Raw genomic sequence first — 23,168 nt, 5'->3', positions numbered from 1 at the left:
AAAACGCCACGTCCTGTGCGTCGGAAGTTTGCTAGACGCTAGGCGCTGAAGATAGACACTCATCCAACTTCAAAGATATAAATTACAATAAAAAACCAGCCAATTCATAATGAATGGCTGGTTTTTTTGATCCGAGCTATTATTCTGAAACTACAGCAGAAAAGCGCTTTTTAAACATAGCATTGAAATAAACAATCGTTCCTGCAACGAATAATAGGATAAAAATACTTAAATAGGCAGCATTTTGCCACATGAAACTAAAGTCGCCGCTTGAAATAACTGCTTTAAATCCAGAAACAGTATAAGTCATTGGCAGGAATACGTTAATAGACTGTAAAGCCTTTGGTATTAACTCAAGTGGGAATGTACCTGCACTTGTTGTTAATTGTAAAATCAATATAATGATCGCGATAAAACGTCCTGGATCTGCGAAAAGAGTAACAAAAAACTGAATTAACGTAATGAATGTTAAACTTGTAATAATCGCAAACAAAATAAACAATGGTACACTTTGAACTTCTATTTTCAAACCGACAAGTAAGATGAAAACAGCAAGCAATGCTTGAATTACTCCGATTCCCAGCAAAATAAAGAATTTACTTGCAAACCAGCTCATTCCATTCTGTGGTACTCCTGCTGGCTCACGTAACGGGAATACGATAGAAAGTAATAATGCTCCAACAAATAGACCTAGAGATAAGAAATAGGGTGCAAAACCTGTTCCATAATTAGGTACTTTATTTATTTTTTCATTGTCTACTTTTACCGGACCTGCCATCATGTTAAATGTTTTATCATCTGCATGTACTGAAGACGCCTTGTCAGCACCTTCTGCTAGCTTGCTTGCTAATTCATCTGAGCCATCATATAAAGTCTCGTTTCCTTCAGCAAGCTTCTTGGCACCATCATTTAGCTGTGCAGAACCATCCTTTATTGCAGCTGAGCCATCCTCTAACTGAGTGAGTCCTCCCGCAAGAGCAGTAGCACCATTCGCAAGTTTATCTGCCCCCAATTTTGCTTCTGCAAACTTGCTACCAAATGTTTGCATGCCAGCTTGGAAATCATTTTGTCCCTTCGATATTTCACTAGCTCCACTTTCGAGCTTACCATTTCCTTCAGCAAGCTGATTGATTCCTTGTTGAAGCTGTTTCTGTCCTGCATTTAATCCAGACAGATTTTTTGCAAGCTCTGTCCCACCTGCCGCAAGTTGGCCGGCTGAGCCAGCAAGCTGTTTGGTTCCGTTCTGTAACTGACTAAGAGCACCCGTTAGTTCCTGTCTTTGTGGGGAGTTCTCAGGTAGCTGTGCAATCATTCCTTGAAGCTTTTGTTCTAATACTGCAAAACCACCACTTAATTTCTCAGCTTCTGTTTGCCATTGTTGTAAAGATGTTGATAGTGTATTTGCGCCAGATTGAATCTGTTCTGTTCCTGTAATAATGGTCGGCACTTTCTCGTTCACAGCTTGAAGTCCTGCATTCGTTTGAGAAATTCCTGTTGCTAACTTTTCATGACCTGCCTTTAATTGGTCTGCGGCAGCTTCAAGCTGCTCATGTCCTTGTTGAAGCTGATTAAGTCCGCTAGCAAGTGTCTGTGAACCAGAAGCAACTTCCTTCGTACCACTATTTACTTTACTTACCCCTTCATTAAATTCAATTGATTTTTCAGCAAGAAGTGATAATTTTTCATGCAAAGTTTTTGAGCCTGCCTTTAACTCTGCAGCACCATCATTAATTTTTGTAGCCCCATCACTCGCCTGCTCTATTCCGCCAGCCAAATCGGTTATTTTATCAAACATCGTTTCTGCATAAGTTTCTGTTACTTTTTCAGATAACGATGCTTTAATTTTTTCCATTGCTGTTTCGCCTATTTGAGCTGATAGGAAATTATAGCTTTCGTTTGGAACATATTTAAGCTCCAGCTTCTTTGGATTTTCATCAAGAAGAGTCGTAGCATTTTTGGAAAATTGTTCAGGAATTTCAACGAGCATATAATATTTCTGATTTTTTAGTTCGTCATATCCCTTTTCTTTATCTAACAGACGAAAATCAAACTCATTGCTTTCCTTTAGCTTTTCTACAAGTTCATTACCTAGATCAAGCTCTTTTCCTTCAAAGCTAGCTCCTTTATCCTCATTTACGACAGCGACAGGTAAATCTTGCAGATGATCATATGGATCCCAAAATGCCCAAAGGAACATTCCGCTGTATAAAACAGGAATAAATAGAACCGCAATTATTGGAATAAGCAGTTTCTTATTTTTAAATATGGCGGATAATTCCTTCGCAAATAGATTCTTCTTCAATGTTATTGCCTCCTAAAATAAATGACTGTTTTGTTCACTTGGTCAATCCACTTCAAAAAATGAGGACTATCTACTTGATAATCCTTTGAAAATATACTGTTCAAATAGCTCAGCGATATCTTCCTTTTCCAATGGCTTATGTCGCTTCTCCCAATCAAAGATTAATGCGATATAAAGTTTTAGCATAACAAATGCCGTTAGTTTCGGATCGCACGGCTGAATCTCACCTTTTTCGATTGCTTCAGAAATTTTATCCTTTAAGTAGCTAATAATCATATCCTCTAACTTTGTCATGACATCGGCAACTGCAGGCGTTCCCATTTCCTTTTCTTCTTGGACAAGTTTAATCATAAGTTGATGTTTTTTCCTAAACTCCAAGATTTTATACAATCGGCGGTGTACCTTTTCATGAAATGAAAGATTCGGAACGATCGCTTCATCTGCCGCTAGCTTCATTTCAGAAACTAAGGAATTAATAATCTCATCAAACAATTCCTCTTTATTTTTAAAAAAAGTATAGATCGTTCCTTTTCCAACGTTTGCAATCTTTGCAACCTGATCCATTGTTGTAGCTTTATAGCCAAATAATGAAAACGACTTTGTAGCTGCTTCAATAATCTGTTGCTTTCGATCGATTGCCATTTCCTCACCTCCAAATAGAAAAGCGTAAGCGCCTTGACTAATGAAACTAACTTTTTAAGAAGATTGACTGAATGAACATTTTGGTCACTTTGTACATTTGTTAGATTATCACAGATAAAAAATAAATGCAAGAGAAAAAGCCACCTTATTGATGGCTTTCTGCATAAATTCTCAAGCTAATTCTTCTGTAAAAACGTTAATACTTTTTGAACAACATCTTCGCCTTGATCGATACAATCAGGAAGTCCTAATCCTTCGTATGAGCTTCCAGCTATAAACACACCAGGCAATTCTGATTTTAGCTCCGATGTGACTTTTTCGATTCGTTCTTTATGGCCGACTGTGTATTGCGGCATAGAGTCTTTCCATCTTGAAATTACTGCAAACTCAGGTTTCATCGTAATATTCATCGTTTTATTTAGATCATCAAGAACAATCTTCGTTATTTCTTCATCTGATAAATCAACGACAGCTTCTTCACCCGGCCTTCCTACATAGCAGCGCAGCAAAACCTTTCCCTTCGGTGTCGAATGTGGCCATTTCTTATGAGTCCATGTACAAGCCGTAATCGTAAAATCACTGTTTCTAGAAACAACAAAACCTGTTCCTTCAATATCCTTCTCAATGGCTTCCTCAGAAAACGCAAGTGCGACATTCGCAACTGAAGTTGATGACATCTCCTTGAAAGGATCAAATAACGGATATTGTGAGAAGATTGATTGTGTAACATGATGAGGAACTGACATAATAACACTATCCGCGTGAATTGTTTCCCCCCCAAGTAACTTAACTTCATATCCATTTTCTGTTTTTTCAATATGCCGAACTGTATAACCTTTCATAACACTATTCGGTTCTAATTTCTCTTCAATTGCAGCAACAAACGACTGCAAACCAGCTTTAAAGGTAAGAAAAATGCCTTTAGGTTCTTTCTTTTCTCCCGTATTCTTTGGCTTTTGGGGCGTTGATTTTTTCATGCCAATAACGAGACTTCGATATTTTTGCTCGACTTGATAGAATTGTGGGAATGTTGACATTAAGCTTAATTTATCAATATCTCCAGCATAGATGCCTGATAAAAGCGGCTCAATTAAGTTTTCGACAACTTCATCACCTAATCTTCTTCGAAAAAACATGCCTAAAGCTTGATCCTTCGCAGGATTAGAACGTGGAAGAATAAAATCAGCTGCTGCACGGAGCTTTCCTAATGGCGAAAACAATCCAGTTGTAATAAATGGTGCGATTTCTGTTGGAATCCCCATAATCGCCCCACCCGGCATTGGGTACAGACGCTCTTTAACTAGCACATAAGATTTACCAGCTGAATTGTTAACTAGAGAATCACTTATGCCTACTTCTTTTGCCAAACGAGAGGCACTTTGCTTACGTTCTAGAAATGAATCAGGACCTCTTTCAATAACAAAGCCATCCCTCACTACCGTCTGGATTTTCCCCCCAAGATGATGAGTTGCCTCAATCAATTTTACTTCCAATGGCAGTCCTTTTTCTCTAGCTTCCTTTTGTAAATAATAAGCAGCTGTTAAACCTGTGATTCCCCCTCCGATAATAACAACCTTTTGCTTTCCTTCAGACACGGTCATCGCCTTCTTTACTTTAAGTTTTACCCTTTGTTACGTAACATACTAAGAATAACTGTAGCCATCGCATCGATAAACTGAGGATTTGTATTTGGCATTTCTGGTCGATAATAGCTTGCACCGATTTTCTCAGTGACCACTTTACACTCATAATCATTGTCATATAGTACTTCAAGATGCTCGGAAACAAATCCAACTGGTGTGTAGATAAAAGCTTTATAGCCTTCTTTTTCGAATAGCTCTATCGTTAAATCTTGAACATCTGGTCCAAGCCATGGTTCAGGTGTGTTTCCAGCACTCTGCCAACCAACCGCATAGTTTTTGACACCCGCCTGACTCGCAATTAAATCAGCTGTCTTTTGAATCTGAGCTGGATAAGGATCACCTAGTTGTAAAATCTTTTCTGGTAGACTATGAGCAGATACAATTAGAACGGCATTGTCTCTTTCTGATTGTGTCATGCCTTCAAATACTGCCTTAACACGATCAACCCAATATTGAATAAACTTCGGCTCATCATACCAGCTTTCTAACGAGTGAATAATTGGGCCGCCGAGTTTTTCTGCTTCCTCTTTTGCTCTGCCATTATAGGATTGAACACTGAAAGTAGAAAAATGCGGTGCAAGAACAATACTTACCGCCTCTTCAATTCCATCCTCATGCATTTGTTTAACGGCATCCTCAACAAATGGTTCAATATGTTTTAAGCCAAGATACATTTTGAATTCAATCTCTTCTTGACTTGTATTTAAAAATTCCTCAAGAGCCTTCGCTTGATTTAACGTAATTTTAGCTAATGGAGAGATTCCCCCAATCGCTTCATATCTACTTTTTAAATCATCAAGCATTTCAAGTGAGGGCTTTCTTCCTCTACGAATATGTGTGTAATACCTTTCAATATCCTCTTCTTTATAAGGAGTACCATATGCCATTACAAGTAAACCCATTTTCTTTTTGCTCAAAATTAGCCACCTCGTTTTTCGTAAACTTTCGTTCATTATTGTATCAACTTAACCACATACATACGAATAGAAACACGACACTTTCACATCTGTTAAGCCTAAAAAGCCGAAACGCCTTCTAGAAATGATTGAAGGCGGCTCTATTTCCTATTTAAGTTTTTCAGCTGAATACTCATGAACAAATGCAGTTAGTTTTCTTAACGTATCAGGGTTAACTGCCGGGAATACACCATGTCCAAGGTTAAAGATATACCCTGGACGCTCCATTCCTTGATCTAAAATCGCTTTTGCCTTTTCCTCAATTATTTCCCATGGTGCTAATAAAATGGCTGGATCAAGATTTCCTTGAACTGCCTTCGTAATCCCTTTTTCTCTTGCTTCTTTAATCGGTAGTCTCCAATCTAGTCCAACTACATCTAAAGGCAAATCATGCCATTCTAATGCAAGATGGCTAGCCCCTACACCAAACATGATAAGTGGAACATTCTCTTCCTTTAAAGCAGTAAAGATTTTATTCATTGTTGGCTTAATAAATATTCGATAATCTTCCACATTTAATGCGCCAACCCATGAATCAAAAATTTGGATTGCTTTTGCCCCTGCCTTAACTTGTGCCTTAACATATGTAATAGTCATTTCACTTAGCTTGTCCATCAATGCAAACCAGCTTTTCGGCTCTGCATGCATAAATGCTTTTGTTTTATTATAATTTTTTGAAGGGCCGCCTTCAATCATGTAGCTTGCAAGTGTAAATGGTGCACCAGCGAAACCAATTAAAGGTACAGTCAGTTGTTCTTCAGTTAACAGTTTTATCGTTTCTAGAACGTAAGGGACATCCTCCTCAGGATGAATTTCCCCAAGCTTTTCGACATCTGCTAATGAACGAATCGGATTGGATATAACAGGACCAATGCCTGATTTAATTTCCACCTCAACACCAAGTGCTGGAAGCGGTGACATTATGTCTTTATATAAAATCGCTGCATCATTATTATATTGATCAACTGGTAGCTTTGTAACGTAAGCACAAAGCTCAGGTTGATGAGTAATTTCAAATAATGTATATTTTTCTTTAATAGCACGATACTCTGGTTGAGAGCGTCCTGCTTGGCGCATATACCAGACAGGAACATGAGCCGTTTTCTCCCCTTTTGCAGCTTTTAAAAATGTATCATTTAATATTTTTGACATTTACGAAGTGCCACCTTTCAAGATTCTCTGTTTTACATTGTAATATAACTAGATATAAATAGAAAACTTTGACACATATTCTCCCTTTATAACTCTATCCTTTTCATACAAGGATGTATAGTAATCAATCCCAAATGTCGAAAATTTGACGATTTTGTATGAATTGCGGAGAGTGCCTGAATGAAAATAAATATATAGTATAGTAATAAGTATGAAACCGGAAGGAGGATTGGCATGAATTTTTACATTACAAGTGGAACATTTGATTTTCTGAACAAGATGAAAGAAAAAAATCCTAATGAAAACATGGTTATCATGCAAAACAATGAGAACGCAGTTTTACTTCATGAGACGATGCAGAAAACTGTGTTCAGGATGCCCAAATCGTACGAAGTAATTCATTCCATTCAATCATTTGAAAATGCTGGATTTGCAGTTATGAATTATATTCCGTTAACCGACGAAGAAAGACCCATTTTTGAGTTCCGTTTTAAAAACAATCACACCCCTTTACAATCTCAGGCTGGTTTTAATGCTTTGCGTATTCTTCGCCCGCGAAAAGGAAATACGTACATCATCATCACCTTCTGGGAAAAAGAAAAATTTTATAAAGACTGGAAAGCTACTTCTACTTATCAAAATTTCTTTAATCAAACAGACACAGCCTCCACCCAATTACAACTATTTTCAGGATCATCCTATATCAAAGAATATTTCATAAGTAACGAATAATAAGATTGTAGGAAAAGGAAATCGAGCTTATCGCCTTTTCCTTTTTTGTTTTTTTCTAATCACAACTCCTCTCTTTTTTCATATTCTGTAGTACATTTTCAATCTGGTTATTAGCCCAAAATGCTATATGAGCCACAGAATAGGGGGAAATATAAATGGGCATTGAATTAACCGCACTGCATTGGATTTATGTTTTTTTCATCCTTATCATTATTGGTTTTATGGTGATGAGGAGAGATACGACTCTCGTATGTATTATCGGTATCTTCTTAATTGCAATTGTCGCTACAGGGTCTTTAACCTCTTCTATTAGTAGTGTATTTAATAGCTTCATCTTTGCCATATCAGAATTACTCTCAACCATACTCATCATCTCCATCATTGTTGCCATGAGTAGAATTTTAACGGCTACCGGGGTCAATGATGTCATGATTTCACCATTTGCAAAATTTATTAAGACGCCTACACTTGCCTATTGGACAATTGGCATATTAATGATGGTCATCTCTTGGTTTTTTTGGCCTTCCCCAGCAGTTGCCTTAATGGGTGCTGTGTTACTTCCGGTTGCCATTCGAGTAGGTCTCCCTGCTTTAGGGGTGGCGATGGCAATAAACTTGTTTGGCCATGGCATTGCCCTTTCAGGTGATTTTATCATTCAAGCTGCACCAAAAATTACTGCAGATGCAGCTGGATTACCAGTTGGGGAAGTCGTCGCTGCAAGCATTCCGCTTGTCATTGTCATGGGAGCTGTTACGACTATTACTGCATTTTATTTATTAAGACGTGATATGAAGCTAGGTAAAGTAACAGATAGTACAGGACTCTCTCCACATACTCAACAGCAGCATGAGCCTTTAAATAATAGGAAAGAGCTTCTATCGATTGGTCAAAAACGCTTCTTCGCTTTATTAATCCCTCTTTTATTTTCTGCGGATGTTGTCGCCATGTTCCTATTAGATTTACAAGGTGGGGATGCTACAGCTTTAGTTGGCGGAACTTCTATCTTTATTCTCTTAATGATTGTATTGTTAGCACATAAAAATAAAGGGCTCGAAAAGACAACTAGTTACTTCATAGAAGGGTTCCAATTTGGCTTTAAAGTCTTTGGACCTGTCATTCCAATTGCAGCATTTTTCTATTTAGGTGATTCTGGTTTTTCAACTATAATTGGCGACTTTCTCCCTGGAAATTCGCATGGGATTGTAAATGACCTTGGAGTTGGATTAGCGTCTTTCGTACCATTAAGTAAAGAAATTAGCGCCATTACCATTACAGTTGTCGGAGCCATTACAGGTTTAGATGGTTCAGGCTTTTCTGGGATTTCCCTTGTCGGTTCCATTGCTACTCTTTTTGCAACAGCCATCGGAGCAGGAGCAGCGACTCTTACAGCATTAGGTCAAATAGCTGGAATATGGGTTGGTGGTGGAGTGTTAATCCCTTGGGCATTAATCCCCGCAGCAGCGATTTGTAATGTTGATCCTTTTGAGCTTGCTCGTAGAAATCTTCTTCCCGTCACCATTGGCTTACTCGTTACGACGATTGTTGCCATATTTCTCATATAGTAAGTAATAAATTTTTTCGGTGAATGCTTTAACTAAAAGACTCTACCAACGTTTTCAAACAACTTGGTAGAGTCTTTTGTCATAATTAATGTTTCATGCTTTTTTTTCTGAAGGATTCGTATAGGATGAGCCAAATAATGACCCAGACAATCCCAAGGGCAAAACCTGCTGCAACATCTGATGGATAATGCACATTTAAAACAATTCTACTTACACCCATCGTTAAAATGAATAAGCAAACGAATATGTAGAAGACCCATTTTATTCCTCTCGAATGAAGCATACTTATGATAAAATATACAATTAACATAAAAAGGATCGTATTCATCATGGCATGACCACTAGGAAAGCTTAAACTTTTTATGTGAACGAGATGCTCCGTTTCTGGACGAGGACGACCAATCCATTTTTTTATCCACGAATTAAATAAGGAACCTAATACGATTGTAAAAGTAAAAAAAGACATACTTAGGTAATCTCTTTTAGTCAACCATAACACTGCCACGATAATAAGCGATATCATTCCAATACCAATAGTAGAACCGAGCACATTGAATAATTTAAACAGTGGATAAGACCATTCAGTAAAAAGGCTCTTCAAAAATGAGCTAACAGCATGATCAAACTTTAAAGGCTTACTGCTTTTTACAGAAAAGGCGAAGTAAATAAAAACGCTTGCCGAAATGACTAGCATCACATATGTAATTGGTAACTTCCTTATTTCCATTTGAAAATTCCCTCTTTCCTTGACATACGTCCTTAATTTTAACAAAAATAACTCCTCCGATTCAAATTTAAATGTTATAATATTCAAAAAAATAACGAATAGGAGAGAGACTATGCTTGAAAAATTATTAACTAAATTAGAAAACAGCTTTGAGGAAATGGTCTCCATAAGGCGATACCTTCACCAGCATCCTGAGCTTTCATTCCAAGAAGAAAAAACAGCGACATACATAAAAACGTATTATGAAAATTTAGGAATTGAAGTAAAAGGAAATGTCGGAGGAAATGGGGTAGTGGCAAAAGTCTATGGTGCGAAACCTGGTAAAGTCGTTGCATTACGAGCTGATTTTGATGCATTGCCGATTAATGATGAAAAAGATGTGCCATATAAGTCACTTGTCCCAGGAGTGATGCATGCATGCGGACATGACGGTCATACTGCAACCTTGTTAGTGCTCGGAAAAACACTATATGAAATGCGTGATGAGCTTGAAGGAACATATGTATTAATCCACCAACATGCAGAAGAGTATGCTCCAGGTGGAGCGATTACAATGATAGAGGATGGTTGTTTAGATGGGGTAGACGTCATTTTCGGTACCCATTTATGGGCATCTGAACCGACTGGAACAATTCAATATCGGGTTGGTCCCGTCATGGCAGCTGCTGATCGTTTTGAAATTACCATTCAAGGAAAAGGAGGACATGGTGCACAGCCTCATCGAACGAACGATGCCATCGTTACAGCTTCACAGCTTGTTGTAAATCTTCAACAAATCGTCAGCAGAAAAGTAAATCCTATCGATTCGGCTGTAGTGTCTGTTGGATCTTTTGTTGCCGACAACGCCTTTAACGTAATAGCTGATAAAGCAAAATTAGGCGGAACGGTTCGTACTTTTAGTGAGGATGTTAGAGCCGCAATTGAGAAGGAAATTGAACGAATTGTTAAGGGAACGTGCTATTCAGCACATAGCAGCTACACATATTTATATGCAAGAGGTTATCCTGCAGTCGTCAATCACCAGGCTGAAACGGAATACTTGATTAATTGTGCTAAAAAAATTGAAGGTGTTGCTACTATCGAGGAAACGGAACCACATATGGGTGGTGAGGATTTTGCCTATTATCTCCAGCATGTTAAAGGAACTTTCTTCTTTACAGGAGCACGACCAACATATACATCAGAAAACTATCCACACCATCATCCGAAATTTGATATTGATGAAAAAGCGATGCTGATTGCAGCCAAAACGCTTGCAGTTGCTGCTACTGAGTATCATTCCAAGCATGAATCCTAAATATAAGTAAAAACAGCCCCAAGCTTAGTCAGGCTTTGGGGCTGTTTTTAGTATTCGCATTCGGTAGACATTTTTGGCAACTTGACCTAAATGCTCCATTAAATTATTATTCGCATATGCACCTACCGCTGCTCCAATTCCTGGAAGGAGCTGCAGCATTTTCACAAAATCAATGTAATCACGATATTCTTGTTGAAATTCACGCCAATCCATTTCAATTAAACTGGCTTTTTCATTTTCCCAATCTTCAATAACTCGCATTGTTTCTCTACGCTTTTCATCACTTGAAAATGCAAGTTTAAACACGTGAAGAATAAATAATCTTTCTTCATACTCATTCGTGTCAAAACCGTAAACAACTGCCACATCAAAAAGAAATTTCATTTCAATTGACAACAGTAATGGAAAATCTGCTAAACCGAGCAAAAAGCCGCCTGCCCCTGTCCCCGCCCCTTCAATAATAGCTGTTTTGCGGTATGAAGATAATTTTTCATTAAACAAGGCATCCATTTCAGCTAATGAGTTGCCAGTTGAAACATTTTTTTTGGTCGTTAAATTTGAGCCAACAAGTGTTGCTTTAACAATATTTTTAATGCTATCAGTCATAATTTGATGAGCTTTTTCAGGAATAAAACTATTGAGTTTCACTTGGGCTTTTTTGGAAACACGATTAAGCAAACTCGATCGTTTTCCCATTTTCCGTTTCCATTCTTCAATTTCATGATAAACCTTTAATTCATATTCATTCATTGGCAATCAATCCTTTTTTTCTTCTTTCTAATTTTACGCATGTCACTTGAAATAGTTTCAAGACTTTAGTTTTTTCTTAATGTAAAGATTAGTAAAAAAGAAAGTAAATCCGAGTCCAACCACAATTAAAATAATGGCGTTTACAAACTCAGCTTTGACGAATAAAGGAAGTGATAATAATACTGTTTGGATAGATAATATTTTAACTAAAAGCTGTTTAAATGATTTTTCCTTCAAAACATCTTCGACAGGATATAAGTTGATCCAAAGTTTATTTTGATGATGTTTCCATAAAGGTAATAGCTGAAAACCTGTTAAATACATAAAGAGAATGGCAACTATGATTTGCCCAGGCCCAAATGAGATGAAATAAATGCCTGCCGCACTAATGACTGTCAAACGTATAAACAATCCGAAGTAATCCCCTGCTCGCAAAAATGTTCTTATATATAAGTGGCTATATGTATTCTTTTGCGCAAACTCTAGTCTAACAAAGAGCCAATCTAGCCATTTCCTTCTTTTTATGCGGTCTCTCAATTTTGGGACATCTGTAAATAAATTTGCAAATCGATAAAAAGATGTCATACGTCTTTCTTCTTGTTCAATTAAAAACTCCCATTTAAGCCCTTTAATCTTTGTATTTTTATCATAATAAAAGAACAATATGAGCAATAAGAGTGCTTCAGGCAATAGAAAATACCATTTCGTATTGGAAAAAAGCAGAAATAAAAATACAGCATTTACAGCATATCTGATGAAAGAGTCAAATATATGAACTTTCGTATCTGCAAAATATTGAACTTTCCAGCGTATGAGTAGGTTGATTATTTTTATGAAAAGAATAGCCAGTAAAAGCGGGATAAACGCTTGATAATTACCACTATTCACCTTAGCATACATCGGCATAAAAACCCCAAGTCCCATAAACACTAAATAAGCTTGAATGATGAAACTAACGATGATCGAACGTTTAAAATATCCAGAAAGTTTATTTTCAAGAGGTAAAAGAAAAATTTTATCTGCATCAAATAGAAACGTATAGATCGGACTAAAAGTAAGCAACAAAGCTAAAACGATTGCTATTACTTCAGCTGCCGGAAATTGTGCAGGTACAGTTTTCAGCCATTCTTGATAATAAAAGGATGCTGTTCCTAATAAAAAAACCATCACAATAACATTATGTCCGTTAAAAATATAGCGTGAATAGCGCCAAAGCTCCTTGAGTGTTCTGCTAAACCGCTCTTTCCATAATTTTCTTTCATTAAACATAGTCTTCTTCCTTTGTCAGCTTGATATAAATATCATCAAGTGTGGCGCCAGGCAGCGAAAATTGCTCTCTTAAGTGTTCCAAATTACCTTTTGCTCTTACTTTTCCTTCATGTAAAATGACAAAGCTATCACAATACCGTTCAGCTGTTGCAAGAATATGTGTTGACATTAAGATTCCTGCTCCATTTTCTTTCATTTTTTTCATCAAATCGAGTAAGGATTGGATGCCAAGTGGATCAAGACCTACAAAAGGTTCATCAACGATATATAAAGATGGTTGAACTAAAAAGGCGCACATGATCATGACCTTTTGTTTCATTCCTTTTGAAAAATGAGCTGGAAACCACTTTAACCGTTTTTCCATTCGAAATTCCTTTAAGAGCTTCTCCATCCTTTTCTTATATTCCTCTTCCTCTAAACCATATGCCATCGCAGTTATTTTTAAATGCTCCTCTAATGTAAGCTCATCATATAAAATCGGTGTTTCTGGAACAAATGTAAATTGCTTGCGATAGCCTTCCTTGTCTTTATGGAAACTCTTTCCGTTAATCTTAATTTCCCCACCATGAGGTTCCATTAGTCCAATGACATGTTTGATCGTAGTGCTTTTTCCTGCTCCGTTTAGGCCAATTAACCCTACAATTTCTTGTTCATTTACATCAAAAGAAATTTCTTTTAAAACAGGGTTTCTTGTATAGCCCCCCGTTACATTTTTAATTTGCAAAAGAGTCATTTCTTTTCTTCCTTCCATTTATCAGCATAAAGTTATACCTTCATTGTAGGAAATCCTTAAGCTACTTGTCCACTTTCATGAGAAAAAATTAGAAAAACTTGGCATTTTGCCAAGTCATTTCGGCGAATGCCCTAGCTTTTCTTATGCGGTATTATAAACGCTACTATTATTTGAACTTTATTTTCCTTTAGTACGTGAATAAACTTAAACTTTCCTATTAGCAAATTAAAGTCTGTTTTATGAATATGTAATCCTAATATGGGAATTCTAATCTTTGAAGGGGAAACACAAGCCTATTGATAACAATACGAATTATCAATACTCGAAATGAGGTGTCTGTAGCAGACAACAACATTTCTTGATATGCTGCTTCTAACGTACAAAAACTAAAGGGGATGGTTACATTGAACAGTAACCAGATCATCCACAACTGATCGCTAAGCCTAAAAGGTCAGTCTAGCATACACTTTGAAATGAGGTGTTTGTAAAAGACAATAACCTGCTTTATACGTTGAATAACATATAAAGTTAATAAGGGGATGGTCAGCTTGGGCAAAGATCGAGATACTCTATTAGTAAACACAATCATTTAAAAATGAGGTGTTTATCAAAGGGAACAACCTGAAGTAGACGATATGAAGCTTTCCCCTTCATTCAGGCAGGATTCTATAAGAGAATCCTGTCTTTTGTTTGCGAGTAATGGAATCGTCGAAAGGACTATGCGAATGCCAAGTTTTTCTAATAGAGGGATCATAATTATGATAAAATAAGACAATAAAGCAATTTAACTAAAGGAGATGTAGTGTCTAATGAGTGATTGTATTTTTTGTAAAATTGTGAAGGGCGAAATTCCTGCAGCAAAGGTATTTGAAAATGAACATGTGATGGCATTTCTTGATATTAGCCAAGTTACAAAAGGACATACTTTAGTCATTCCGAAATTACATACAGACAATATTTTCGATATGGATCCATTGACTGCACGTCATTTATTTGAAGTTGTTCCCCAAATATCAAATGCCATTAAAGCAGACTTAAGCCCTGCTGGAATGAACCTATTATCAAATGCGGGAGAAGCAGCTGGTCAAGAGGTTTTCCACTTCCATTTACATTTAATCCCAAGATATGGAAATGGAGATGGATTTGGAGCTGTTTGGAAATCACATCAGTCTGAATATACATTTGAAGAGTTACAAAGGATTGCACAAGGAATTGAAAAACAAGTAGGAAAATAGTTTTCAGAATGTTCACTCCACCTCTGTACAAACGTATATTTTTTGTTACGATAAGATTATCTTTATTTCATTACAGCGTTGCCATAGCAAATATTATGGAGGGGAATTAAATGAACCGTGCTTTAAACTTTAACGCAGGCCCTGCTGCTTTACCAGAGGAAGTGTTAAAAGCAGCAGAAGCCAACTGGCTAAACTTCAATGGTAGCGGAATGGCAATAATGGAGCTAAGTCATCGAAGTAAAGAATATGAAAAAGTTCATAATCAAGCACAAGAATTGCTACGCAAGCTTTTAGCAATCCCAGATAATTATGAAATCCTTTTTCTTCAAGGGGGAGCAAGCTTACAATTTTCAATGGTGCCGATGAATTTATTAACAGAAGGAAAAACGGCTCATTATATTCTATCAGGAGTTTGGTCAGAAAAAGCAATACAAGAAGCAAAGAAAATCGGATTAACATCTGTTATAGCTTCAAGTAAAGAGGAGAATTATCGTTCCATTCCGCCCTTTGATTGTCTATCTCTAACTGATAATAATACTGCATACGTTCACTTAACAAGTAATAATACAATCTATGGCACACAATGGCAAACCTTTCCGGTTCTCGAAAAATTCCCCCTAGTCGCTGATATGTCTAGTGATATATTAAGCAAAAAATTACAGATTAATAATTTTGATCTTATTTATGCAGGTGCACAGAAAAACCTCGGCCCGTCTGGTGTTACTGTTGTCATTATGAATAAAGAGCTTCTCACAAAATCAAATGAAAGTTTACCAACTATGCTAAACTACAATACCTTTGCTGAAAATAACTCTTTATATAATACGCCACCTACACTAGCAATCTATCTATTAAAATTAGTTCTTGAATGGGTAGATGAAATCGGCGGTTTGCCATTCATTGAAAATACGAATGAGGAAAAAGCTAAGCTATTATACGATTGCATTGATGAAAGTGAAGGCTTCTTTATTGGTCATGCCAACAAAGAAAGCAGATCAAAAATGAATGTTACATTCAAGCTGAAAGATGAAGAAACAACGAAACGATTTCTTCATCAGGCAAAAGAAGCAGGGTTTATCGGTCTTAACGGTCATAGGTCTGTTGGAGGTTGTCGAGCTTCCATTTACAATGCTGTTCCTGTAGAGCATGTTTTGCAGCTCGTTGATTTTATGACGAAGTTTAGAAAAAATAGTTTACAGAAAATTTAGTGCTTTATTTCAAGCAAATTTATGTTATAATGAATGCAAGTTTTTCGCTGCAGGCAAAGAGTGCACTGTAGGAGGAACAAATAAAATGAGTTTAGTTTAGCTAAGCTGAGGAGAGAGTAGAATTGAATACGAAGAATCTTGTTGCTTTATCCCTATTAGTCGGAATGGGAGCTGTTTTGCACGCGGTTGTGCCAGGTTTTTTCCTTGGAATGAAGCCAGATATGATGTTGACGATGATGTTTTTGGGCATTATCCTGTTTCCAGATCGTAAAAGCGTATTATTGCTTGGATTAGTAACTGGGTTAATTTCTGGATTAACAACAACCTTCCCTGGTGGGCTTTTCCCGAATATGATTGATAAATTTGCAACTTCTTTAATCTTTTTTGGATTATTACTATTGGTTAGTAAGCTTCATAAATCTATTATTAGTGTAGCTGTCTTAACAGCTGTTGGAACCATTATTTCTGGTACGGTTTTTTTAACTTCAGCTTATGTTATTGTTGGTTTACCAGGTCCATTTGCAGCATTGTTTGCAACAGTCGTCTTACCAGCTACAGCTGTAAACACGATTACTATGATTGTTCTATATCCTGTTGCACAAACGATAGTGAAGCGTACTAAGTTAGTAGAGCAAACGTTAACTCATTAAAAATACAAAATATACTTCTTAATAGAAAAAACCCGTACTTTGAACTGCACCCCAATTGTTAGACACCATCTAACAATTGGAGGTGCAGTTTTTCTATGGCTAAATTTACTGCAGAAGATAAATTACAAGCAGTTGAGCGATATTTAAATGGAAATGAGAGTTCAAATGAAATAGCGAAATCGTTCGGGACTGATCATAAAGCTATCCTTAAATGGGTCAAACAATACGAATACAATGGTGTTGAAGCCTTTATTAAACCTTGTACAAATTACACACAACAGTATAAACTAGACGTACTAAATTACATGATTGAACATGGTACGTCCTTAAATGAAACAGCAGCGATTTTTAAGATCCCTGCCCCTTCAACCATTGTTGTTTGGAGAAATCTATTTGAAACACAAGGATTAGATGCCCTTCAATCAAAGAAAAAGGGGCGTCCATCCATGAAAAAGGAATCCAATCAACAACCTAAACCAGCACCGGTCAAAGGGTCTACCGAAGCACTTGAAGCACGTATTAAACAGCTAGAAATGGAAAATGAGTATTTAAAAAAGTTGAATGCCTTAGTTCAAAACAAGGGAAAATCACCAAACAAGACAAAGCACAAGTAGTCTATGAATTAAGGCATAAATATTCGGTGAAAGCACTTGTAAAACTCGCTGGCATTCCACGTAGCACGTATTATGATTTAGTGAAGCGAATGAATCAACCAGACCCAGATGCCGATTTGAAAGTGGAAATCAAAGCGATTTATGAAGAACATGAAGGTCGTTATGGGTACCGTCGTATTCGTGATGAGCTAGCGAATCGTGGACAAAAAGTAAATCATAAGAAGGTTCAACGTATCATGAAAGAGTTAGGTTTAAAGTGTTTAGTGCGTATGAAAAAATATAAATCATACAAAGGTACAGTTGGTAAAATTGCGCCTAATATTTTAGACCGTAATTTTACCGCAAATGTCCCAAATGAAAAGTGGGTAACAGACATTACGGAATTTAAATTATTCGGCGAGAAACTCTATTTATCTCCTATTTTAGACTTATTTAATAGAGAAATTATTACTTATACAATTGGCTCTAGACCAACGTATTCACTTGTATCAGATATGTTGGTGAAAGCTTTAGAGCGCTTACCAGAGGATCATCAGCTACTAATGCATTCAGATCAAGGCTGGCATTATCAAATGAATCAATACCGGCATGCGCTTAAGTCCAGGGGCATTGTGCAAAGCATGTCTCGTAAAGGCAACTGTTACGACAACTCGGTAATAGAGAATTTCTTTGGTATTATGAAGTCGGAATTCCTCTACTTAAAGGAATTTGAAAGTGTAGAACATTTTAAATTAGAATTAGAAAAATATATCAATTACTATAATACGAAACGAATAAAGGCAAAATTAAAAATGAGTCCGGTGCAATACCGAACTCATTTTACTCAAGCTGCCTGATGAAATAACCGTGTCTAACTTTTAGGGGTCACTTCACTTAGCGGGTTTTTTCTTTCATTTATTGGGTATAATCCATAATATTATCGAAAGCTATATATGAACAAGCCGAGGAGAAAAAATGAAACTCCCATCAATAACAGTGAAGTTGCCCTCCTTTTCAAAATATACTTAGGTGGATATACACCAGGTTTTCTCATGGCTCCAATAAAATAAACTCCTCCGACCATTAATAAGGCACCAATGGTAAAAAAAACTTTTCCCACTCCGGACATTTGGTTCACCTCAATCTTTAACTTAACATCCTGTTATTGATATGTATGCTTGGTTCTCCATAGCTATGTAAATTATATGTTTTCTAAAATCATCACAAATGATTGCTGGTTTTGAAGGACAATGTAGTAAAATAGAAGCAAATAATAAATATTTTGAGGTGATAATTATGAGAACTAAATCACTGCTGCTCGGATTTCTTATTGGTGGTGCAGCTGCAAGTATTAGTACATTGTTAGCCGCTCCTGTTTCTGGTAAAGAGGCTAGGCAATACGTAAAGAAAAATACTGACTTGATTAAAAATCAATTAATGGATTTAAAGGAGCAATTAACAAGCTTAACTAGCTTAGCTATCACTGCAACTAAAGAAGGAAAGGAAACGATCTCTGCTTTTTCTTCCGATATTAAAACATCCATTAATAGCTGGAAACAAGAGATCATTCCTAATCAACAAGCAATCCAAAAGGAACTACAAGAGATTGAAACTGCTATCCAAGAGCTGGAAGCGAAATTAAATAAAGATAATGCATGAGAGATTTTACATCTCTCTAAACTGTAAAAGAGTAAAATAATAAAAATTTTTCAGAAAAAATCCTTTCTTTCGTAAAAAAAGAAGGATTTTTTCAATTTAAGCCGAAAATAAATATATTAAAATAAATTTACAAACAACGATATCTCCACTATTGTTTCGATTGCATCATCCCAATGAATAATTGCAAAAAATGATTTCTAAAAATTTTGTAAATTTATATCTTTATTAATTTTTGTTTTATTGGCATAATGATAATAAGAATTAACTAAAGTAGGTGAATATTATTCATGAATGATAAAATGTACACGATGAAAGAAGCTATGGTTTTCAGCCAAAGAATTGCTCAGCTAAGCAAAGCATTATGGAAATCGGTCGAGAAGGATTGGCAACAATGGATCAAGCCTTTCGATTTGAATATAAATGAGCATCATATTCTTTGGATTTCGTATCACTTAAAAGGCGCTTCAATATCAGATGTTGCAAAATTTGGTGTTATGCATGTTTCAACTGCATTTAATTTTTCTAAGAAACTTGAAGAACGTGGATTACTTCGTTTTTCGAAAAAGGAAAGTGACAAGAGAAATACGTATATCGAACTTACGGAAGAAGGGGAAAAAATTCTGTTGAGTTCAATGGAAAATTATGTGCCTGATAACAATGCTGTATTCTCAGGGGCAAAACCAATTCGCGAACTCTATGGGAAATTCCCAGACGCTCTAGAAATAATGGCCATTGTTAGAAATATTTATGGTGATGATTTTATGGCTATTTTTGAAAAATCTTTTGCTAATATTGAAAATGATTTTGTGGAGGAAAAAGGAAAGCTATTGAAAAAGGATACTACATTACAGGAGTCCTCATAGTTAATTCCTTTTTATAAATATTTTTTGAATTCCTCCATCAAGGGTAAAAATAATCTTTGTTTTATACATGCGTTAATGACCTTTTCAGGCTGAAATCTATGATGGAGTTGGTCGTTAAATTTTTGAAAAAGCGGATAATAATGAACAAATCCTTCCGCTTTTTGTTTTTCCCACTCATTGATCATATTTTCACAAAGTCTTTCGAACTCCTTCACTTCCTTTTCCGCTAATGAACATTCGACTACTAATTTATCGAAAGCTTTATATGGATGTTCAATAATTTGTAATAGTAGTTTTTGATGATATTCCAATTTTTTTATTTTTTCATATAAGAGGTTCATCTCCACTTACCTTGTCCTCCAAATCTGATAAATCAAATTAAATATAAATTTTAATCGTTTCGATAATATTCTACAAAATACTTGTATATTGCCTATTGATTTTTTCTTTTAATCATCGTAAAGTATCTTAGTGAGTTTGAGAAATTAAACACAGACTAAAACGTTCGATAACTCGGCTTACTCCTTTATCCTCATACTAGCCCTATTAGCTAGAGATTGAATGATTCTCCTTATGGAGGGATGATATGATGAACAGCTGGAAGACGGTCAACTTTTCAAAACAATATGGTTCTCAAAGAATCTATTTCATGTCTTCCTTAACGATGATACTTTGTTTTATCATCTTTTATGTACCGGCGCAATACTTATTTGAAGCTAATGTACTTTATGATAATTATTTTATTTTGTTTGTCATGGCAATTTGGCTAATTTATCCATTTCATAAACTTTTACATTTTGTACCTGTAGCCCATCTTGGCAATAAAATGAAAAAATTGCTAGAATTTAAATGCGGTGTTTTTCCAATCATCCAAATTAAAATATATGAACCTATTTCAAAATGGCTTTTTCTGTTTGCTTTATTATTCCCTTTTATTATCATTAATAGTATTTTAATTGGGGCATGTATTCTCTTCCCCCATTATGTACATTATTTTACCATTTTATTAGCCTTTCATGTGGGCATTTGTTTTCCAGATATGATTTGTGCTAAAAATGTGATTACAGCACCAAATTGTTCATATATTGAAGAGAATGATGATGGCATTGAAATTTTGCTTGAGAACAGAAATAATTACTAATTCTATTGAAGGTATCCAATAAAAGGGGTACCTTTTTGTTCCACTAACATATACTGGCTTAACTACAAGACTATCTTTTTTCTGCAAATTTTGTTATTGTAAATAGCAGGCAAATGAATGATATGATTGAATATACAGTTATCTATTGAAAAAGGAGGGGATTTTCAATGATTTTTATTGCCTTCATTATTTTTGCTGTTTTTATCTTATATAATATTAACAAAATGACAAATTCCCTTTGCCTTCAAAAAGAAATCCCTGAAGAACGGCAACCTAAAGTGTTTAGAACGATAAATATATTGATTACAATTCTTTTAGTATCTTCATTTGTTGAAATTCTATTCGCATAAAGCTTTTGAATTTCAAGGATATTTATGGTAAAAGCGGCGAATTTTTTTTCGCCGCTTTTACTTATCGTATTGTATTTTTTTAACACCACGCTGCTCCTACAATAACTAACAGGATAAACAGCACTACAATTAGTGCGAAACCTCCACCTGCAAACATGAGACACCCTCCTTTCATGTTGCTACCATATCCTATTCAACATCCGCTGAATTCGGATAGGCATTTATCACGGAAATACAAATTTCCTTCCACTAATGACCGTAATATCAAATTTTCCTTGGCTAAAACCTCTTGAAAATCTGTTGATTTCGCCGGGAGTTTTCTTTTTATCATATGTAGGAACATTCTTTTTGCGATAGATAATTACCCATAAAAATTGAAAAGCAAAAAGAGGGCAAAAAGGAATTTTTCATAATCATATGGGTTATTATTTTTGTTCTTACATGCATTTATGGTATAGTATGTTTTGTGAAATTAAGAATCGAAAAAAAATATGTAGGAGTGTTCAACATGAAAAAATGGGTGTTATCACTTACACTAACAGCTAGTGTTTTAGCATTAAGCGCTTGTGGCAATGCAAATGGCTCTGATATTGTTGCTGAAACAAAAGCAGGCAATATTACGAAGGACGAGCTTTATGAAGCAATGAAGGACAAAGCAGGGCAATCAATTCTGCAAGAGCTTGTTTATGACAAAGTTCTTTCTAAAAAGTATCCTGTGACAGATAAAGAATTGGATGATAAGGTGAAAGAATTAAAAGAACAGCTTGGTGCTAATTTTGAAATGGCATTAATGCAGTACGGCTACAAAAATGAAGATGATTTAAAAGCAATGTTAAAAACCGGAATGATGCAAGAAAAAGCAGCCATTCAAGATGTTAAAATTACCGATAAAGAAGTAAAAGAATACTACGATAACTACAAGCCAGAAATAAAAGCACGTCACATCTTAGTTGAAGATGAGGCAACTGCAAAAGAAGTTAAGAAGAAGCTTGATGAAGGTGCTAAATTCGAAGATCTTGCTAAGGAATATTCGACTGACACAGGTTCTGCGGCGAACGGTGGAGACCTTGGATGGTTCGGTCCTGGTAGAATGGTTCCTGAATTTGAAGAAGCGGCATATGCGCTTAAAGTAAATGAAATAAGCGAACCAATTAAATCTCAGAATGGCTACCATATTATTCAAACGACTGAGAAAAAAGAGAAAAAGCCATTTGAAGAGATGAAAGATAAAATGGAATATGAAGTGAAAGTTTCTAAACTTGATCAAGAAAAAATTCAAAAAGCTATGGAAAAAGAATTGAAAGCAGCTGATGTGAAAATTAAAGATAAAGATTTAAAGAATATCTTAAGTAGCACTGAAGCTGAATAAAGAAAAAAACCGGGCAAAGTGCCCGGTTTTTTTTCTTTATTGTGCTCTCTTTCTTTTCAATCTTGCTTCTTCAATTCTTTCCATATATATTTTCCCTTCAAGCTCGATACTCTCATTTTCAATTCGCCGCTCCTCCTTGCCAGTCCGAATCGTCATAAACGCACTTATAACGATTCCTACAAAAGCAAAAAAAGCCCAAACAGGCAAAGACATGTTGCCCCCCCCTTCCAATGGTAATCCTTTTCTCTACTAAAATATTTATGTATATGAAATCATTTTATGTATAGAAAAACGGAGGTGAAATAATAAAAAACAGGGCTGTCCGAAAACAAAGA

The 23,168-nt window shown here is 35.9% G+C and carries 25 protein-coding genes; 12 read left to right on the top strand and 13 right to left on the bottom strand.

Going from position 1 to position 23,168, the window contains the following annotated elements; translation table 11 throughout:
• Nucleotides 1–139: 139 nt before the first annotated feature.
• The 5 genes from KDN24_RS08150 to hemE form a co-directional block, all read right to left on the bottom strand.
• Nucleotides 140–2,302, bottom strand: coding sequence for a YhgE/Pip family protein (locus tag KDN24_RS08150; protein WP_409974370.1), 2,163 nt, complete (start codon nucleotides 2,300–2,302; stop codon nucleotides 140–142).
• Between the two features lie 66 nt (nucleotides 2,303–2,368).
• Nucleotides 2,369–2,944: a TetR/AcrR family transcriptional regulator gene (locus KDN24_RS08145; protein WP_409974369.1), complete on the bottom strand. Its 576-nt coding sequence runs from the start codon at nucleotides 2,942–2,944 to the stop codon at nucleotides 2,369–2,371.
• 176 nt (nucleotides 2,945–3,120) lie between these two features.
• Entirely contained in the window at nucleotides 3,121–4,545 is a 1,425-nt protein-coding gene (hemY, locus tag KDN24_RS08140) for a protoporphyrinogen oxidase (protein WP_525931275.1), read from the bottom strand.
• Between the two features lie 20 nt (nucleotides 4,546–4,565).
• Nucleotides 4,566–5,504 carry a ferrochelatase gene (gene hemH, locus KDN24_RS08135; RefSeq protein ID WP_409974367.1) on the bottom strand — a complete coding sequence of 313 codons (939 nt, stop codon included), beginning with the start codon at nucleotides 5,502–5,504 and terminating at the stop codon, nucleotides 4,566–4,568.
• 147 nt (nucleotides 5,505–5,651) lie between these two features.
• Nucleotides 5,652–6,695 (bottom strand): uroporphyrinogen decarboxylase, encoded by a 1,044-nt coding sequence (hemE, locus tag KDN24_RS08130; RefSeq protein WP_409974366.1) that lies wholly within the window; start codon nucleotides 6,693–6,695, stop codon nucleotides 5,652–5,654.
• A 234-nt stretch (nucleotides 6,696–6,929) separates the two neighbouring features.
• Here hemE and KDN24_RS08125 point away from each other — a divergent pair, with 234 nt between their 5' ends.
• Nucleotides 6,930–7,427, top strand: coding sequence for an antibiotic biosynthesis monooxygenase family protein (locus tag KDN24_RS08125; protein ID WP_409974365.1), 498 nt, complete (start codon nucleotides 6,930–6,932; stop codon nucleotides 7,425–7,427).
• Between the two features lie 155 nt (nucleotides 7,428–7,582).
• Nucleotides 7,583–8,989 (top strand): hypothetical protein, encoded by a 1,407-nt coding sequence (locus KDN24_RS08120; protein ID WP_491348371.1) that lies wholly within the window; start codon nucleotides 7,583–7,585, stop codon nucleotides 8,987–8,989.
• Nucleotides 8,990–9,074: 85 nt separating this feature from the next.
• Here the strand turns inward: KDN24_RS08120 and KDN24_RS08115 are convergent, their stop codons facing one another.
• A complete protein-coding gene (locus tag KDN24_RS08115; RefSeq protein ID WP_409974363.1) occupies nucleotides 9,075–9,761 on the bottom strand; it encodes a phosphatase PAP2 family protein in 687 nt (228 codons plus the stop codon).
• Nucleotides 9,762–9,828: 67 nt separating this feature from the next.
• Between KDN24_RS08115 and KDN24_RS08110 the strand changes: the two genes are divergently transcribed.
• The gene (locus KDN24_RS08110) at nucleotides 9,829–11,013 is read left to right on the top strand and encodes a M20 family metallopeptidase (protein WP_409974362.1); all 1,185 of its coding nucleotides are present in this window, start codon (nucleotides 9,829–9,831) and stop codon (nucleotides 11,011–11,013) included.
• Nucleotides 11,014–11,037: 24 nt separating this feature from the next.
• Here KDN24_RS08110 and KDN24_RS08105 read toward each other — a convergent pair whose 3' ends face one another.
• The 3 genes from KDN24_RS08105 to KDN24_RS08095 are packed head-to-tail and all read right to left on the bottom strand — an operon-like array spanning nucleotide 11,038 to nucleotide 13,765.
• Nucleotides 11,038–11,763 (bottom strand): EcsC family protein, encoded by a 726-nt coding sequence (locus tag KDN24_RS08105; RefSeq protein ID WP_409974361.1) that lies wholly within the window; start codon nucleotides 11,761–11,763, stop codon nucleotides 11,038–11,040.
• 57 nt (nucleotides 11,764–11,820) lie between these two features.
• The gene (locus KDN24_RS08100; protein ID WP_409974360.1) at nucleotides 11,821–13,032 is read right to left on the bottom strand and encodes an ABC transporter permease; all 1,212 of its coding nucleotides are present in this window, start codon (nucleotides 13,030–13,032) and stop codon (nucleotides 11,821–11,823) included.
• Nucleotides 13,025–13,765: an ABC transporter ATP-binding protein gene (locus tag KDN24_RS08095; protein WP_409974359.1), complete on the bottom strand. Its 741-nt coding sequence runs from the start codon at nucleotides 13,763–13,765 to the stop codon at nucleotides 13,025–13,027. The genes KDN24_RS08100 and KDN24_RS08095 overlap by 8 nt, the downstream gene beginning before the upstream one ends.
• An 809-nt stretch (nucleotides 13,766–14,574) precedes the next feature.
• On the opposite strand from KDN24_RS08095, the gene KDN24_RS08090 reads away from it, so the two are divergent.
• The 4 genes from KDN24_RS08090 to KDN24_RS08075 all read left to right on the top strand — a co-directional run bounded on the left by KDN24_RS08090 (nucleotide 14,575) and on the right by KDN24_RS08075 (nucleotide 18,308).
• Nucleotides 14,575–15,000 carry an HIT family protein gene (locus KDN24_RS08090; RefSeq protein ID WP_409974358.1) on the top strand — a complete coding sequence of 142 codons (426 nt, stop codon included), beginning with the start codon at nucleotides 14,575–14,577 and terminating at the stop codon, nucleotides 14,998–15,000.
• Nucleotides 15,001–15,110: 110 nt separating this feature from the next.
• Nucleotides 15,111–16,208, top strand: a complete 1,098-nt coding sequence (serC, locus tag KDN24_RS08085) for a 3-phosphoserine/phosphohydroxythreonine transaminase (RefSeq protein WP_409974357.1) — start codon at nucleotides 15,111–15,113, stop codon at nucleotides 16,206–16,208.
• 122 nt (nucleotides 16,209–16,330) lie between these two features.
• Nucleotides 16,331–16,858, top strand: coding sequence for a tryptophan transporter (locus KDN24_RS08080; RefSeq protein WP_409974356.1), 528 nt, complete (start codon nucleotides 16,331–16,333; stop codon nucleotides 16,856–16,858).
• 95 nt (nucleotides 16,859–16,953) lie between these two features.
• A protein-coding gene (locus KDN24_RS08075; protein WP_491348077.1) for an IS3 family transposase occupies nucleotides 16,954–18,308 on the top strand; the annotation gives its coding sequence in 2 pieces (ribosomal slippage) (nucleotides 16,954–17,407 and nucleotides 17,407–18,308; 1,356 coding nt in all).
• Between the two features lie 80 nt (nucleotides 18,309–18,388).
• Here the strand turns inward: KDN24_RS08075 and yhzF are convergent.
• Complete coding sequence (yhzF, locus tag KDN24_RS08070; RefSeq protein ID WP_491348475.1) at nucleotides 18,389–18,535, bottom strand: membrane protein YhzF; 147 nt, start codon at nucleotides 18,533–18,535, stop codon at nucleotides 18,389–18,391.
• Between the two features lie 212 nt (nucleotides 18,536–18,747).
• Here yhzF and KDN24_RS08065 point away from each other — a divergent pair, with 212 nt between their 5' ends.
• On the top strand, nucleotides 18,748–19,110 hold the full coding sequence (locus KDN24_RS08065; protein ID WP_409971608.1) for a YtxH domain-containing protein: 363 nt from the start codon (nucleotides 18,748–18,750) through the stop codon (nucleotides 19,108–19,110).
• Nucleotides 19,111–19,397: 287 nt separating this feature from the next.
• Complete coding sequence (locus tag KDN24_RS08060) at nucleotides 19,398–19,973, top strand: HTH-type transcriptional regulator Hpr (RefSeq protein ID WP_409971607.1); 576 nt, start codon at nucleotides 19,398–19,400, stop codon at nucleotides 19,971–19,973.
• A gap of 11 nt (nucleotides 19,974–19,984) precedes the next feature.
• Here KDN24_RS08060 and KDN24_RS08055 read toward each other — a convergent pair whose 3' ends face one another.
• Nucleotides 19,985–20,314: a DUF1878 family protein gene (locus KDN24_RS08055; RefSeq protein WP_409971614.1), complete on the bottom strand. Its 330-nt coding sequence runs from the start codon at nucleotides 20,312–20,314 to the stop codon at nucleotides 19,985–19,987.
• Between the two features lie 245 nt (nucleotides 20,315–20,559).
• Between KDN24_RS08055 and KDN24_RS08050 the strand changes: the two genes are divergently transcribed.
• Together KDN24_RS08050 and KDN24_RS08045 are read left to right on the top strand one after the other, a co-directional pair.
• The gene (locus tag KDN24_RS08050) at nucleotides 20,560–21,114 is read left to right on the top strand and encodes a DUF3267 domain-containing protein (protein ID WP_409971606.1); all 555 of its coding nucleotides are present in this window, start codon (nucleotides 20,560–20,562) and stop codon (nucleotides 21,112–21,114) included.
• 167 nt (nucleotides 21,115–21,281) lie between these two features.
• Nucleotides 21,282–21,464, top strand: coding sequence for a hypothetical protein (locus tag KDN24_RS08045; RefSeq protein ID WP_409971605.1), 183 nt, complete (start codon nucleotides 21,282–21,284; stop codon nucleotides 21,462–21,464).
• 79 nt (nucleotides 21,465–21,543) lie between these two features.
• Here KDN24_RS08045 and KDN24_RS08040 read toward each other — a convergent pair whose 3' ends face one another.
• Complete coding sequence (locus KDN24_RS08040; protein ID WP_525931283.1) at nucleotides 21,544–21,657, bottom strand: YjcZ family sporulation protein; 114 nt, start codon at nucleotides 21,655–21,657, stop codon at nucleotides 21,544–21,546.
• Nucleotides 21,658–21,972: 315 nt separating this feature from the next.
• Between KDN24_RS08040 and KDN24_RS08035 the strand changes: the two genes are divergently transcribed.
• On the top strand, nucleotides 21,973–22,833 hold the full coding sequence (locus tag KDN24_RS08035; protein ID WP_409971603.1) for a peptidylprolyl isomerase: 861 nt from the start codon (nucleotides 21,973–21,975) through the stop codon (nucleotides 22,831–22,833).
• A 36-nt stretch (nucleotides 22,834–22,869) separates the two neighbouring features.
• On the opposite strand, the gene KDN24_RS08030 is transcribed toward KDN24_RS08035, so the two are convergent.
• On the bottom strand, nucleotides 22,870–23,046 hold the full coding sequence (locus tag KDN24_RS08030) for a sporulation YhaL family protein (RefSeq protein WP_409971602.1): 177 nt from the start codon (nucleotides 23,044–23,046) through the stop codon (nucleotides 22,870–22,872).
• Between the last annotated feature and the right edge of the window lie 122 nt (nucleotides 23,047–23,168).

The sequence above is a fragment of the Cytobacillus sp. Bva_UNVM-123 genome (genome assembly GCF_046351715.2).
In the GTDB taxonomy this organism is placed as follows: Bacteria; Bacillota; Bacilli; order Bacillales; family Cytobacillaceae; genus Cytobacillus.
This window is presented reverse-complemented; position numbering and strand designations above follow the sequence as displayed.